This is a genomic window from Promicromonospora sp. NPDC110617 (genome assembly GCF_055598465.1).
This window is the reverse complement of the sequence record NZ_JBVKBM010000002.1, coordinates 896880-912504: the sequence shown is the minus strand read 5'-3', so window position 1 is coordinate 912504 and position 15625 is coordinate 896880. Positions and strand designations below refer to the sequence as shown.

Sequence of the window (15625 nt, the reverse complement as noted above, 5' to 3'; positions counted from 1 at the left end):
GGACAAGGGGAGCACCGGTGGCAATGGTGGCAACGTCGGGTCGTGCGGATTGGCGTCTGCGTGGTGGGGCAGCAGTGGCGCTTTGCCTCGCGCTGTCGTCCGGAGTGATGGTCGGGATCCCGGCGTCCGCGGTCGAGCTGGCCGTCTTGCCAGCGTCGGCCGAGGCGGATTGTGCGGCGACCGAGGCGGGCACGGTCCTTGAGGCCGAGGTCATCGCCGCGGAGTGCGACACCGACATCACCGTGACCGACTCGCTTACTCCGTGGCAGACGGCCGTGGTAGAGGCGGAGACGGGCCACGTTGCTGTCGATACGGCGGTCTCGGCGGTGCGGCAGGACTCGGACGGCGACGGTGCCTGGGCTCTCGTCGACGTCCAGATCGCCGCGACCCCCGATGCAGCCACCGGCATGCTCGCCGTTACCGGCGGTGTGGAGCCCATCTGGCTGAACCCGGGTGGTGCTGCGGGAGCTGACCTGCCGCTGGCGATCATCGGGCCCGAGGGCGACCAGGTGCGGATGTTCTCCGGATCGCTGCCGATCACCGGGGCCGTCACCGTCGAAGACGACCGCGTGACGTATGACCTGGGTGAGGGGATCTCGCTGGTCGCTTCGCTGAATGGTCAGGGGACATCGGTGACGCCGGTCGTGCGCCTCGAGGACTCCGCCGCACTGGACGCTCTGGCCGATCGGACCGGCGACCCGGTGGGTGAGCTGGGGCTCGACTTTCCGTTGGAGACGTCCGCCGGCCTGACCCTGCAGGAGAGTGAGGGCGGGTTCGAGATCGTGAAGTCTGACGGGACGCCGCGGTTCACCTCGGGTCCGGCGCTGATGTGGGACAGCGCCGGTGGCGACCAGGCCGTGAGCAGCTCATCGGCCCGCGCCGTGGCGGAGGATGATGCGCCGGACCGGGTGGAGCAGCCCGTCCTGGGTGACAACGTCGCCGCGATGGAGGTGCAGTTGTCCGAGGACGCCTTCACGGTGGTGGCGGATGGTGCGGCACTGACGGCACCGGGCAGTGTGGCGCCTTTCTACCTCGACCCGGAGATGGGTGCGCACACCCCGGCCCGGTACGCGATGGTGCAGAGCCACTGGCCGACCACGGCCACCTTTAACTACGAGGGCTCCGAGGGCCTGGGGTTCTGCAACCCGAGCTGGGACGCGCGCTGCGCCGGTGTGGAGAACACCGAGCGGCTGCTGTTCGAGTTCTTCTCCCTGGACAACAACGGCACCTACCTTGCCAACCTGGACGGCGCGGACATCGTCAGCGCCGAGTTCGGTGTGGACGGGACCACGAGCTGGGACTGCACGTCGCGCCAGGTCAACGCATACGCCACGGGGCGGATCAACAGCGCGACGACCTGGAGCAACCAGCCTGACTGGGGGCCTGTGCAGGACACGTGGTCGGGCACACACCGCGCGGGCTGCTCGACCGGCCGTGCGGAGTTCGACTTCACCACGCGGGCCAAGGTCCAGGCGAACGGGGACGAGTCGTGGATCGCGATCGGGCTGCAGGCGGCGAACGAGACAAGCATGACGTGGTGGAAGCAGTACCGGGGCGACTCCGGGGCGCTGCGGATCACGTATGACCGTCCGCCGCTGGCGCCGAGCGAGGCGGGTATGGATATCAGGATTGATGAGACCAGCCCGACGCAGACATTCGACTGCTACCAGGACGAGCAGCGCCCGGTCATCCGGACAGATGAACCGACACTGGAGGCACGAACAAACGACCCAGATGGTACTCAGGTATACCTCCAGTTCCGGGTCATGGCGTTGACCGGTGAACAAGTCTGGCAGTCGAGCTGGCGGGGCCCGGTCGGGCCGGGTGTGGACGCCACCGCGAAGGTGACTGGCGATCTCGTTCATGGCAAGGAGTACCGCTGGCAGGCGCGAGCCAAGTCCACCGACTCGATCGTGGAGACCACGAGGACGTTGTCATGGGACCAGGTGCCCTCGTGCCGGTTCAGGACGGACCTGCAGAAGCCGAACAAGCCGAAGATCACCAGTTCGAATTATCCTCCCGGTGTCGTGTCGGGCGGGATCGGCACTCCCATCAAGTTCACGTTGTCGCCCAACGGCTCGACGGACGTCGAGAGGTTCTACTACGGCATCAATACGGATGAGCCGGATGAGCCGGCGGACGTCAACCCTGGGCAGCCGTCAGGCACTTTGACGCTGGGCTTGGCCCATGCGGGCCGCAACGTCGTCTCTGCGTACGCCGTCGATGTGTCCGGACGGCCGTCAGCAGTTGCGCAGTACGAGTTCTACGTATCGTTCCCACACGCAACGGGCATCTGGCGCTTCAATGACGCCGGTTGGCAGACGACACCGCCGCTGGTGGCCGTCAACAGTCTCGCAGGTTCGGGCACGGGCGGTCTGACAAGGTCGTCGACGGTGGGCTGGGACTGGGGCTACGACGGCGTGAACGGCACCTTCCCGCCCGGTTCCACGGCCGAGACCGGAGTGCCGGACGGCGCCCTCGTCTTCGACCAGCCTGAAGACGTAGCCAAGACGTCCAAAGCCGTCGTCGGTACAGACCAGTCGTTCTCCGTCTCAGCGTTCCTCCGTCCGAGCGAGGTCACGCACTCAGCGGCTGCGATTACCCAGGAAGGTGAACATGCAGGGAGCTTCCATCTGGGCCTCTCGACATCGTCGGCGTGCCCGACCGTTCCCGAACCGTGCTGGGCGTTCTGGATGCGAACCAGCGATGACCCCGGTTCAGACAACACGATCGCGTTCGCGGACCTCCCAGTGGACGTTGACGAGTGGACGTTCGTGGTCGGCGTCCACGACGCGACGACAGACAAGATCCACGTCTACGCGTGCTTGACCGGTCCGGAGAGCCACCACGAGGTTAAGCACTCCGAACTGGTGGACTTCAAGCCGTCCTGGAACGCGACGGGGCCCTTGCGATTGGGCTCCGGGTTCAGCGACGAGAGCACCATCTGGCAGTACAAGGGCGCTATTGACGAGGTCCGCGTGTACGAGGACCAGGTCCTCGGGACCGGCAGTGACGCGAAGGCCGTCGCCGAGATCGCACGGCTCTGCTCGGTCCAGGTGGAGCCATGAGGGGCGCGAGTGCAAGGGCAGTTCGAACGTCAGGTGCTAGCGGCTACGAGCGGGAGACATTCGTGAGCGGGTACGGCGCGGCAAGGTGGACGAGCAGGGCTGGCATGAGTGTCGTGGCCGCAGCCGTCGTGATGACGCTGATGGGGACGGGCGTCGTGCCCGCTACTGCGGCGGCCAATGGTGACGATCGCGCGACCTGGACCTTGGAGGAGCGCCGCGAGTACGGCGAGGAGCTCAAGGACCCCGCACTCTCCTCGGAGGAGACGCCCGTCCCGGCAGTCGACGTCGACCCGGACTCTCCGGCACCAGATCTGACCGGATACGAGGACACGCCTGAGGCCCGGGTCGAGGCCGACCCGGTGACGTGGCCTGCAGCCGGTGACGTCACCCTGCCGTTGCCCGCACCGGCCGCCGGGGCTGCTGAGGGTCGCGCGGGCGGGCTGCCCGTGCAGATCGAGCAGGCGGCCGCAAAGCAGACTGCCGGCAAGGAAGCGGACGCTGCTCGTAGCGCGGTGGCTGCTGCGGGTGACGTCCGTGTCGAGCACGAACCGCGCTCGGTCGCGGCGCAGGTCGGCGCGATCGGCGGTGTCATCAGCCTCGATCAGTCGGGATCGGCAGTCGCGACCTCCCGTACAACTGCTGGCACTGATGGGGCCACCCGGGTGCGCGTGGGGGTGGACGTCGGGTTCCTGGCCGGGGCGGGCGCCGACCTTGCCTCCCGATTGACGCTGGTGCAGTTGCCACAGTGCGCTCTGAGCACACCGGAGCTGGAGGAGTGCCGCACGCGCGCCCCGCTCGAGGGCGTCACGCTGGACGATCAGCGCGGTGAGAGCTCCACGTCGGGCGCCATGATCCTGTCTGGTGAGGTCGACCTTCTCGCTGAGGACACGGCCACCACTGCGGTCCGTTCGGCAAGCAGCACCACGGCCGAGAGCCAGACCGTGGTCGCACTGATGGCCGAGGACGAAGGCCCGAACGGTGACTGGGCCGCGACATCGCTTTCGGCGTCTGCGTCATGGGACGTGTCCGAGCAGACCGGCAGCTTCAACTGGTCCTACCCGATGCGGACGCCTCCGGTCCCGGGTGGTCTGGCCCCGCAGCTGTCGCTGGCCTATTCCTCGGCATCGCTGGACGGCAAGGTCGCATCCAGCAACACCCAGTCCTCGCAGGTCGGTGACGGCTGGGAGGCGAACGTCTCTGGATACGTGGAGCGCAAGTACGTGCCCTGCGTCGAAGACCAGCAGGACAAGAACAACGTCGCGCCGAACAACGCAACGCGGGACACCGGCGACCTGTGCTGGAAGACGAACAACGCAACCCTCGTCTTCAACGGGTCTGCTACCGAGCTGGTGCGCGACGGTGAATCGGACACGTGGCGCCCGGTGAACGACGACAACACCATGGTCACCCGAGCGACCGGTGGTTGGGGCGAGGGCGAGGACGGAACCAACGCCGGCGAGTACTGGATCGTCACCACGGACGACGGGACCAAGTACTACTTCGGGCGCAACAAGACCTCGGCCACCGGAGCCGCGCTGGGCTCGGTCTACTTTGCTCGCGTCTACAGCAACCACGCCGGTGAGCCGTGCAATGTCACGACGTACTCGGGCTCTGCCTGCACGATGGGCTGGCGATGGATGCTCGACTACGTCGAGGACGTACGCGGCAACACGATGACCTACACCTACAACCGTGAGGTCAACCGGTACGGCCACAACAACAACGGCGGCGTCACGCAGTACGTCACCGGCGGACGCCTGGCCTCGATCGAGTACGGCACCAAGACCGGGTCGACCGCTGCGGCCCCCGCACGTGTCGCGTTCTCTTACGGCGAGCGGTGCATCCCGACCAGCACGTTCACCTGCGCGGCCGAGGACCGCACCGTCGAGCACGGTTCGCACTGGCCCGACCTGCCCCTGGACCTGGTGTGCACGTCGAGCACGACGTGCCCGGACGTGCAGAGCCAGGTCTTCTTCGACCGTTTCCGCATGACCGGCATCACCACACAGATCCGGTCCAACGGCACCCTGGTGGGCGTCGACAACTGGGGCCTGAACCAGACGATACCCACGGTGGGCGACTCGATGCCGACCCTGTGGCTGGACACGATCACCCACAAGGGCCTGGGCGGCAACAACGACGACAACGACGACCTCGCTCTGCCTGTCGTGCAGTTCACCGGTGAGCAGCACGCTAACCGGGTCAACGGCATTGGTGACGACGGTGCCAAAGCGATGAGTCGACTCCGCGTTGCCAAGGTCCTGTCTGAGTCTGGTGGCGTCACATCTATTGACTATTCCGAGACGGAGTGCTCGCCCAACGTTCTTCCGCCCAACCCGTGGAGCAACGAGATGCGGTGCATGCCGGTGTATTTCACACCGCCAGGCGTGGAGAAGGCGACGGAGCACTACTTCCATCACTACCGGGTGGAGCGGATGACCGAGTCGGCCGGCTCGGCGATCGGCGGCACCCCGGTGACTACGGACTTCGTGTACACGGGCGGGCCGGCCTGGCACTACGACGACAACGAGCTGGTCAAGGCCAAGGAACGCACCTGGGGTGAGCTCCGTGGTTACTCCCGTGTTGACGTGTACACCGGCGACAGCGGGGATGCGAACGCTCCGCGGTTACGCACCGCCTACCGGTACTTCAGGGGAATGGACGGTGACCGCAACGACCGCGATGGCAACACCGTCAAGTCGAAGGACGTCGACGGCATCACGGACCTCGACCAGTACGCCAGCATGGTGCGCGAGGAGATCACCTACCAGGACGCCGCGGGTGCCACCCAGGTCTCCTCGACGGTGAACACGCCGTGGCGTTCGTCCTCCACGGCGACGAATCCGGACGACACCACCAAGAAGGCATTCCACACTGGTGTTAGCTCGGTGGTGACCACCACACGCGCCCCGGAACGTGCCAGTGGTCAGATGGTCACCCAGGTCGACACCGTGCACGACGGCTTCGGCCGACCGCACACGCTGTCCGACCGGGGTGACACCAGCACGACCGGCGACGAGACGTGCACGACCACCACGTACATGGTGAACCCCGGCGCGGATCCGGAGGTGCTGAAGCGCAACCAGCTGACGCCGGTGCAGCAGCAGGACGTTGTCAGCGTGCGCTGCGACCAGACGCCCACACTGCCGGACCAGGCCATCTCCGAGACGAAGTACACCTACGACGGCGGCACGCTGTCGCGCGGCCTGGTGACAAAGACCGAGGAGCTGGATCGGTACGAGGGGACCACCCCGAAGTACGTGTCCACGACGACGGGATACGAGCCAGCCGGCACCGGTTACGCACGGCCGACCAAGGTCACCGACCCCAAGCTTCGGGTCACCGAGACAAGCTATGTGGATACCGCCGCCGGTCTGAACACGCAGACCAAGGTGAAGAGCCCGGACCCGGACGGGACCGGTGCGCTCACGGTGCATGAGACGACCACCGAGGTGGACCCCGCCTGGGGTTCCCCGATCAAGGTCACCGACCCCAACAACAAGGTCACCTCCGGCAGCTATGACGCGCTGGGCCGGCTCAAGCAGGTCTGGGAGCCGGGCCGTCCTCAGGCCACCGCGACCCCGAACACCAAGTACGCGTACTGGGTACGGACCACGGGCCTGAACGCCGTCATCACCGAGACCCTGAACTACGACGCGTCAGCGTACGTGAAGTCGACCCAGATCTTCGACGGCCTGCTGCGCACCATCCAGACACAGGCGCCGTCGGCGTCGGACACGCAGACCGGACGCGTGCTGACTGACACGATCTACGACTCGCGCAACCTGCCGATCAAGACAAATGACGGCTGGTACAACACCAGCGCACCGGTCACGACGTTGGCTGTCCCGACGATGGCGGTGCCCGCCCGTACCGTGACCAAGTTTGACGGGGCCGGCCGCGCCGTGGACGAGACGTTCTACGTCGGTGAGGACGGTGCACCGCACGACGACGGCTCCTACGACCCGTCCTGGACCACCCTTACGACTTACGCGGGCGACCGTGTGCACGTGAACCCGCCCGCCGGTGGCACCCCGACCACGACGATCAATGACGCGCGGGGCAACACGATCGAGCTGCGCCAGTACGAAGGCGCCACCCACTCCGGCACCTACCACGACACGACGTACAAGTACGACCACGCCAACCGCCTGGAGACCGTGACCGACGACGCGGGCAACCAGTGGAGCTACAAGTACGACCTACGAGGTCGGCAGACCCGCACGACTGACCCGGACAAGGGCACCACCGAAACCACCTATGACGAGGTCGGCAACGTCCTGACCACCAAGGACGCTCGCAACCAGATCCTCGGCTACACCTACGACGCGCTGGACCGGAAGACCACCCAGCGGTCGGGCGGTGTCAGCGGCACGGTGCGCGCCAAGTGGGCCTACGACACCGTCCAGAAGGGGCAGCTCACCTCCAGCACCCGCGTGGAGGGCACCGCGGAGTACATCACCACGGTGACGGGGTACTCCAACGACTACCAGCCAACCGGACAGAAGGTGACCCTGCCGACGAACGTGGCCGCTCTCGGCAGCCTTGCGGGCACCTCGTACACGACGGGGTACACATACACGCAGGACGGTCGCCTGTACGAGACCGACTACCCTGCCGCCGGACAACTCAGTGCGGAGAACGTCCGGATCCATTACGGGGACGCGAACCTGCCCGACGCCCTGTCTGGGGCCGGGAACTACGGGTACTACGTGGCCGCAGCCAGCCACTCACCGTTCGGCGAACTGGACTACCTCGACCTCGGTTCTGAATATAGCTACCAGCACTCCCTGGACATCGAGCGTGGCACGCGCCGCCTGGTCGGCGTGACCCAGAACGCTGACCGTGCTGACGGCAGTCTCGACTCCTTGGTCAAGGCGACCTACGACTGGGACGACGCCGGGAACCTGACCTCGGTCAAGGACACCCCGGTTACCGCGGATGGCGGCCAGCCGGCCGACCAGCAGTGCTACCGGTATGACTGGGCTCGCCGGCTGACTCAGGCGTGGACGCCGTCCAACGGTGACTGCGCCACGTCGCCCACCACCTCGACCGTCCTGGGCGGGGGTGCGCCGTACTGGAACACCTACTCATATAACGCGATCGGCAACAGGACTGGCGTCACGAGCCGCACGCCCGCGGTCGGCGGTACTGCTGCGACGTCGACGACCTCGACCTACGCCTACCCGACCTCTGGGCCGGGTGTGGCGCGACCGCATGCGGTCACCGGGGTGACTGCTACGGGGACTGGTGCCGGGACGTCGTCGTTCACCTACGACGCTTCCGGGAACATGATCCAGCGAGCTGTAGCGGGCCAGGCGGCCCAAGCCTTGACCTGGGACGCGGAGGGCGAGCTGGCAAGTGTGGGGAGCGACCAGAACGGCGACGGAACCGTCTCGGACACCGAGAAGGCCGCCGGGGACAAGTACGTCTACACCGCCGACGGCGACCGTTTGGTCCGACACCAGACTGGTGAGCAGGGCTCCACGACCACGGTCTACCTGCCCGGCGGGCAGGAACTCGTGCTCGACAAGACCACGAGTCAGCTGACCGCGTCGCGGTACTACGCCCTCGAGGGCAAGACCGTCGCGGTACGCACGGGGATGGCCCGGGACGACGTCTCCACGATCGTTCCCGACCACCACAACACCGCTCAGATCCAGATCACCAACGTCTCCGGCGTGGTCACCCGCAAATACACCGACCCGTTCGGTGTCGAGCGTGGCACCACCGGTGCCGTGGACGAGTGGACCGGCGACCACGGGTTCCTCGACAAGCCGCTGGACGCCACCGGGCTGACCGCCGTCGGTGCACGGATGTACGACGTGGCCCTGGGTCGGTTCATCACGGTCGATCCGATCATGGACCTGACCGACCCGCAGCAGTGGAACGCGTACTCGTACTCCAACAACAACCCCACCACCCTGAGCGACCCCACCGGGCTCTACGTCGGTTACACACTTGACCCCGGTAGCGGCGGTGGCTGTGGTTGCGACAACGGTTACGGCGGTGGCGACTCCTCCGACGGCGGGGGCGGCACCTCGGGTGATGGCAGCTCAGGGGGTGGCAACGAGGTGGATCCGCCGGTGCTGGCGTATCCGGTCCTTCCGCCAGAAGTATGTCCGGCATGCTGGGGTTTGGTTCCGGTAGTTCCACACCAGTACCCCGACAACCGGCCTTCGTGGTTGGCCGCCTTTGAGGCGGCGCACCCCAACATTTCGATGTTTTCGGGCCTGTCGGACTATAGCGGTTGTTTCTTCCAAGGAGGTATCGACGATAGTTGCGCCGGAGTCGCGTTGGGAGTTTTGTTGGTGCCCTTTGGTGGAGCAGCCGCTGGGGCAGGTATCAAGGCTGGTTTGAAGGGGGCCGCCGCCGGTGCTCGGAACGCGGCCGCTGGCACCGCCGCAAGAGTGGCGGACGAAGCAGCGGTCGGATGGCCACCAAACAATGGTTTCCACGGAGAGCTCGGGCCGCACGGCAACCCGGGCGTCACCGTGCTCAAGCCTGGGACGCTTGTCGATCGCTTCGGCTTCGACGATGGTCGCTTCGTAGCGCCGAACGGAACACCGATTGGGCAGCGTTCGCTCAAACCTGGTACAACGGACAAGCCGTACAGCGTCTTCGAAGTTACGAATAGGCTTGTGGTGCAGCGTGGCCCAGCCGAACCCTATTATGGGCAGCCCGGAATGGGGACCCAGTACCACTTGCCGGCGTCGATCCAAGATCTCCGAGACGCTGGCTATTTGAGAAAGGTTGACTGATGACAATCGAGAGCCTTCGTGGTGAGTTGCAACGTCGCGCGATTCCGGAGTTCGCTTACAGCATCGGAAGGGATGAGAACGAGACGTACTGTCTCATTGGTGAGCCCGATGGGTGGCACGTGTTTTACAGCGAGCGAGGCAACCGGAACAATGAACAAGTGTTTGCAACTGAGACCGCGGCTTGTGATGAACTCCTGCGGAGGTTGATGGCGGACGGCACGCTTCAACAATGGATGAAGGATCATTAGGTGTGATTTCCCGGCAGGGGTGGAGCCTGTTCAACGCACCACCCGGGGTCACGATCGAGGAGATCCCGCGCGACTACGATCCGGCACCACTCGGGTCCGTCGCGGAGATCCTCGACTGGCTGCAGGCCACGTTCGCGGACCCGAACCTGAGCGACCCGACGTGGGGCGACCTCGTGCGCCCGGGCTGCGTGATCGAGTTCAACATCGGTCGTGAGGACCCGGTCAAGTCCATCATGTTGCACGTGCGCGGTGGTGGGAACGACGTCGCGCAGGTGGTCCGCGAGACCGCGCACGTGATCGGGTGTCGTGCGTTCGACTGCTCGTCCGGTGAGTTCATCGAGGACGGCGGTAGAGATGGGTGGGCCGACTTCCAGTCGTTCCGCGACCGTGCGGCCGGTCAAGGAGGCGCCACGCAGAGCACGGAGCAGTAGGAACGTGTCGATCCCTGCGGCGAGTGCGATGAGTCGGCGAGACGCCCGCTTCACGGTCGGCCCGTACACGGGCAAGTTCGTCGTTGCCGAAGCGGACGAGAGTGGCTCGATCATCGCGATCATCTGCGAGGGGCAGCCCGGCTCTCTGACCACGATCGGCGACTGGTGGTTCGCCGACATGAGAGATTTCGAGCTCGATATGACGGAGGACGGCTGGGACGTTGAGTGGCTCGCCCCGGGAAGCCTCGGGATGCCGCGGTAACCAGGACAACCGGGGCTCTGCTCGCTCCAGGAGCAAGCATCGGCACCAGCCGCTAATGCCACGAGGGGAAAGGACTCGGCAGGAGATCGCGGCTCAGATACGGTCCGGGACGTGCTTATCGCCGACGCCGTCATCGAGCTGTCTGATCATGCTGACTTCGACGGCTGGCCTACGACCAGAACCGCGGGGTTCGGACACGCGAGGCTGCACGCCGGTCTGTCTGTCGGGGAGGTCGGATCGGTGGTGTGGTCGTTCCTGAACGCGAACCACGCATTCGACGATCCAGATGCCGACGGCTCGATCTTGCTCGGCGGGGTCCGGATCACCGACACGACGACCGGAACCGTGCTGCTGCCCGGGTGCTGCAGCGACCTGTCGAGCCGCTTCGACCTTGTCCAGTGCGTGGCCGACGGCGCGGGCGACCCCTGGCTCGGGCACGGTCCATGGCCTGCGGTTCAGTTCAACGGAGACGAGGTCCGCTTTGTCGTCGACACCGAGCGGATCGAGGAGGTCGCGTTCACGGCGGGCCTCGACGAGGTGCGGGTCGCGCTCGACCCGATCGAAGGCGACCTGCGGGGGTTCCTCGCGACGCTTGAGACGTGGGCCGCAGCTCACCTGCCCGGAAAGGCCGACGACGTCGTCGGCCGCTTCCGGCGTGGGATCGGGATACGGGACGCAACCGACGAGCCTCTCGGGGGCGTCTGAGGTGCGCCCGACCCTGATCCTGCTGTCCGATGCCGACACGAAGGCGGTGATTCTCGAACGACTTCTGTCCGCCGGGGAGTATCGGCCGGAGCCAGTCTTTGACCGCCTGACCGTGGCCGGTGCGTCGTTCGGCGTCGATCCCACCGACGAGGTCCTTGCCGAGTACGACGCAGGCGTGCTCGAGCAGGCGCTGCCAGGCGTGCAGGCGCGCGCGGTGATGCTTGAGTACGGCGTGCGCGAAGACGTCAGGCCACTCGTGCTGGCGGTGACCGAAGGGCTCCACGGCGTCCTCGACACCAACTACGGACCGTACCTGCGGTTCGGTGACCTGCCTGGATCACGATGGCTGGCGCGGCCTGGGCACCCAGGGAGCGACAGCAGCACTCACGAACCGCGGGCGATCTTCGAAGTGCAGCCGGACGAGCCTGGCGACCCGATGATCTGGCCCCGATGGACTGGGTTCAGCGAATCAGATGCGATGACCGAAAGTCGTCGCAGCGCCGTCCTGGCCGAACTGAGACGTGAGTTGGTGCGGAGGCATCCACTGTTCGCCAGGATCACCGGGATCGAGGCCTTCCATGCGGCGTCGGACGACGTCCTGGCACGTCTCGATGACGGCACCCTGACGGTCGTGCACCCTACGTGGAGCGGCAAGCCGGAGCGCTCGGAGAGCTGCCCTTCGTTCGTGCTTCTGGGCAAGGCTTCTGAAGCCGCACAGCGCTTTCGCACGTACGAAGGATGGGTGGAGTGATGCGGAACTCCTCCGGTGGAAGCGCTGGTGATTCTGATCGCTTTGACCTCATCGCCGAAGTTTCAGAAGCCGCGGGAGAGCGTTCGTCAGCGTGGCGGTTTGTGGCGCGGTTCGCCGAGTACTGGCTCGGACAACCGCTCGACGCTACATCCGGAGTGTCCGCGGAACAGATCGAGGTGCGTGAGGCCGACCTTGGTGTTCGGCTGCCCCCGGCGGTGCGTGAGTTCTACCGGCATTTCGGCCGCCGCCATGACCTGTTCAGTAACCAGGATGTGCTGTTGTCCGTCGTGCAGAGACAGATGTACGTCGACGAAGGCGCACTGATCCTTCGCCACGAGAACCAGGGTGTCTGCCGATGGGGCATTCTTCTGGAACACCTGGACCGCGACGACCCGCCCGTCGTCGTGCTTGGCGACCTCGCGGACAAGTCTCAGGAGGCGTGGGAGCCATGGACCGAAACGTTCTCCGGCGCGATGGTCCAGTGGCTGGTCTACGAGTCGTGCATGCGTCACGCCGTCGGTGATCTGGCTACGGAATTCGACCGACTTGACGACTTCGCCGAGGTCGCTGCACATGGCAGGTCGCTGGACATCGCCCCCTTCCCCACGGGGCACCTGAGCACCCAGACCGGAGCGCGCTGGCTGATGGTCGATGACGTCATCGTGCTGGTCGACGAGACGACAATTCATATGAGTGCACGGACCCATGAGGCGGCCGATGAGTTTCGTCGTCGCTACCAGGCTGACTGGCTCATCGAATAGCGATCACGTTCCCACCGGCTCAGGTCTGAGCGGTATCGGTCACCCTCGGCACGACGGCCGAGGAGAGCCCTAGACTCCCGGCACATGGCTGACGTTGTTGAACTCGGGAAGATCACCTGCCCCTCGGGACAGCTCGTGCTGACCGACGGCGGCTACCTCAGCCTGTGGTCGGGTGACCGTCGCCCCGAGGACGTCGCGGCGCGGCCGGGTCCCGCCGCGGACATGGAGATCGTCGGACCCGATGCCAGTGCCGCCGCACGGTCGTTCGACCGGCAGCCCGGGACCAGGCTCTATGACATCCCGGCCCAAGGCATCGAGGAGATCACCGAGGCGTTCGTCGAGCACTGCAAGAAGGCGGGGCTCGATGCCGGCCTCCAGGTCTTGCCGCACCAGGTCCCGCATCGCGAGCGGGTTCGGCACGCGATCGCCAGCGGTGATCCCACCTTCCTGAACTACGGTGTGCCGGTGATTTCCGTCGGTGGTATCTCCACCAGCAGCGCGCTTTGCGTGACCGCGACCGCCAGTGACTGGGGCTGGACACAGATCCGCGTCGTGCTAAGTGCCGCACCGCCCGCCCACACCCGGGAGCTCGGCCACCTGCGCGTCGATCATGCCCGCCTCGTGATCGGCGACGCCGACGCCCTCAGCTCGTGGGTGCACGAGGACCCGATCGACGGCCTGGCCGACGTCGTGTTCTGGGGTCGGGACCAGGCGCAGGTCGCAGTCGAGCTCGACGCCCCGCGTCTGACCGGCCCGGGCGACGTCGGCTACGGCTGGGTGGACCTGCCGTTCCAGGACGCGCTGGACCGGGCGCTCGACCTGGAGTCGCGACGGCGATCGAGTAGGCAGGCGATGTTCAACTTCGACTTCCGGCCGCATTCGCACCACTGGCTGGTCATGGCCAAGGTTCGCGCAGACGAGCATGAGGCAGGCACGATCTCGGTCGGCAGCGCCGACGTCATGATGGCGATGACATCGGTCGGCGACGGTGACTTCCCCGTGCACCTCGAACTCGACGACGCCGGAACGCCCACAGCGATCGTGGTCGACACAGAGGCGTAGCACCCGACGCATCACCTGGCTGGAGCGCGTTCTCCGACGCTAGCAGTGATCGGCCCACGCCCGAAAGGGGGACGCGCTTATTTCACGACCGGCCAGCGGCCCACAGGTCCAGCGCCTGTACCAGATCGTCGGGAACTTCGTAGGCCTCGGCCCGTCCGCCCGTGCCATAGATCGGCCGCAAGGCCCGTGGTGTGCCCACGGCGAGGCGTCCCTCGTTGATGAGGGCCTCCGTGATCCGGTTGGTCGAGCGCGCGAGTCCTCTGAGAGAGCGCTCAGGATCGAACCCAGCCACTTCGTAGAGCTCGTTGCGTGAGATCTGGCCGCCGTTCGCCACTGCTCGACGGATCACCCCACGCTGGACCAGGTATTGGCCTTGCTGCAGCCGGTCGATCAGATCCGTGGCAGTGTTGCGCGTCCACCCCGTTGGTCGAGGGTGTCGCCGGGGCCGCGGTCTCGAGCGTTCGGTGCCTACGCCATCCGGTACCGGAAGTGCTCGACGGAGCGCGTCTGTCGAGGTCGAGTCTTCAGGGATGGGGTCGGGTATGGCCCGGCGCTGACGTTCGTACTTGAGGCGTACGGGCCGACCGTCGACGTACATGGTGATGGACTGCATCAGCGCTTGCTTGGCGTCGGAGGCCATCCGAGCGACGTCGTCCGAGTTAGCGGTGAGAAGGAGACGCTCGAGGATTCCGGGAAGCGGGAAAGTCAGGGTAAATGCTTCGGGTTCGTCCGAAGGCCAAATGAGCCACTCGCCGCCTGTCGGACCGGTGTGGCCGTAGCCGATCCCGATAGGTATGGGGCCGGTCGCGGCCTCGGTGTACGTGCGGAAGGCTTCGGTATCCGTGGCGCGTAAAGCGAGGACGAACGGCGCATCTACGAACCCGACAAACAGTTCTTGAACGTTGTCATGGGGGAGCGCACGCGTGACCGTGTCCTCGGCCCACCATGCGAGAAGTGGCGTGCTGGGAGCGGCGACCTGGCGGAGGTCGTGGGCGCTCTCTGCACTCCGTACCGCGAGGACGTGACGTACGGCCATGCGCGCGGCACCCAGTGACACCTCCAAATCGTCGAGGAGGATTTCCTGCGCGGCTGTCCGGAGTGTTTCGCCGAGCTCGCGCCACGACGGGCCGGACAAGTCGATCAGCGAGATCTGGTGTGCGAGTGCGAAATTCTGGGCATCGGTCGTGAAGCCTCCGGTCGAGAAGAGCGAGTAGCGGTACTGAACGCGCCGCAGGTGCTCGGCCCGGCTGACCCCCTCTGTCATACGGACGTACTCGTTGACATCGTGTACGACGCCGTGAGCGTTGCGTATGACGTCAAGGCCGATCTTCGAGGTGGTGTTCTTCGCTTCGGCGAACAGCCGCACTGGCAGTGAGAACGGAATGGTGATGTCGAGCGCTCCAAGTGCGTCCGCCTGGTGGACGGCGCCTCGGCCCTTGACGGTGAGGCCGCTGCCTTGCCATTCGAGGACCTCGGGATCGTCCTCCTTAGCGAGGAGCCTGTACCCATTTGCTGTCAGCAAGTGGGCGATGAATTCCTCGAGCAGATATCCGGCGAGCTGGGCAGCCTTAGTCAC

At 66.0% G+C, this 15625-nt stretch carries 10 protein-coding genes; 9 read left to right on the top strand and 1 reads right to left on the bottom strand.

Features of this window, described 5'->3' with window-relative positions:
- Positions 1-23 precede the first annotated feature (23 nt).
- From ACZ7LE_RS14675 to ACZ7LE_RS14635, 9 genes are all read left to right on the top strand, one after another.
- The gene (locus tag ACZ7LE_RS14675; RefSeq protein WP_470404556.1) at positions 24-3068 is read left to right on the top strand and encodes a LamG-like jellyroll fold domain-containing protein; all 3045 of its coding nucleotides are present in this window, start codon (positions 24-26) and stop codon (positions 3066-3068) included.
- A 104-nt stretch (positions 3069-3172) separates the two neighbouring features.
- Entirely contained in the window at positions 3173-9829 is a 6657-nt protein-coding gene (locus ACZ7LE_RS14670; protein WP_470403990.1) for a glycohydrolase toxin TNT-related protein, read from the top strand.
- Positions 9829-10077, top strand: coding sequence for a hypothetical protein (locus ACZ7LE_RS14665; protein WP_470403989.1), 249 nt, complete (start codon positions 9829-9831; stop codon positions 10075-10077). Before ACZ7LE_RS14670 ends, ACZ7LE_RS14665 begins: the two co-directional genes overlap by 1 nt.
- A gap of 2 nt (positions 10078-10079) precedes the next feature.
- Positions 10080-10508, top strand: a complete 429-nt coding sequence (locus ACZ7LE_RS14660) for a hypothetical protein (RefSeq protein ID WP_470403988.1) — start codon at positions 10080-10082, stop codon at positions 10506-10508.
- 28 nt (positions 10509-10536) lie between these two features.
- The gene (locus ACZ7LE_RS14655; protein ID WP_470403987.1) at positions 10537-10770 is read left to right on the top strand and encodes a hypothetical protein; all 234 of its coding nucleotides are present in this window, start codon (positions 10537-10539) and stop codon (positions 10768-10770) included.
- Positions 10771-10881: 111 nt separating this feature from the next.
- Positions 10882-11475, top strand: a complete 594-nt coding sequence (locus ACZ7LE_RS14650) for a hypothetical protein (protein ID WP_470403986.1) — start codon at positions 10882-10884, stop codon at positions 11473-11475.
- A gap of 1 nt (position 11476) precedes the next feature.
- On the top strand, positions 11477-12226 hold the full coding sequence (locus ACZ7LE_RS14645) for a hypothetical protein (RefSeq protein WP_470403985.1): 750 nt from the start codon (positions 11477-11479) through the stop codon (positions 12224-12226).
- The gene (locus tag ACZ7LE_RS14640; protein ID WP_470403984.1) at positions 12223-12987 is read left to right on the top strand and encodes an SMI1/KNR4 family protein; all 765 of its coding nucleotides are present in this window, start codon (positions 12223-12225) and stop codon (positions 12985-12987) included. The genes ACZ7LE_RS14645 and ACZ7LE_RS14640 overlap by 4 nt, the downstream gene beginning before the upstream one ends.
- A gap of 84 nt (positions 12988-13071) precedes the next feature.
- Positions 13072-14049, top strand: coding sequence for a hypothetical protein (locus tag ACZ7LE_RS14635; RefSeq protein ID WP_470403983.1), 978 nt, complete (start codon positions 13072-13074; stop codon positions 14047-14049).
- Between the two features lie 82 nt (positions 14050-14131).
- On the opposite strand, the gene ACZ7LE_RS14630 is transcribed toward ACZ7LE_RS14635, so the two are convergent.
- Positions 14132-15625 carry a hypothetical protein gene (locus ACZ7LE_RS14630; protein ID WP_470403982.1) on the bottom strand — a complete coding sequence of 498 codons (1494 nt, stop codon included), beginning with the start codon at positions 15623-15625 and terminating at the stop codon, positions 14132-14134.

Coding starts and splice junctions, on each gene's coding strand:
- ACZ7LE_RS14665 (WP_470403989.1), top strand. CDS start 9,829: ATGACAATCGAGAGCCTTCGTGGTGAGTTGCAACGTCGCGCGATTCCG.
- ACZ7LE_RS14670 (WP_470403990.1), top strand. CDS start 3,173: ATGAGTGTCGTGGCCGCAGCCGTCGTGATGACGCTGATGGGGACGGGC.
- ACZ7LE_RS14675 (WP_470404556.1), top strand. CDS start 24: ATGGTGGCAACGTCGGGTCGTGCGGATTGGCGTCTGCGTGGTGGGGCA.
- ACZ7LE_RS14655 (WP_470403987.1), top strand. CDS start 10,537: ATGAGTCGGCGAGACGCCCGCTTCACGGTCGGCCCGTACACGGGCAAG.
- ACZ7LE_RS14635 (WP_470403983.1), top strand. CDS start 13,072: ATGGCTGACGTTGTTGAACTCGGGAAGATCACCTGCCCCTCGGGACAG.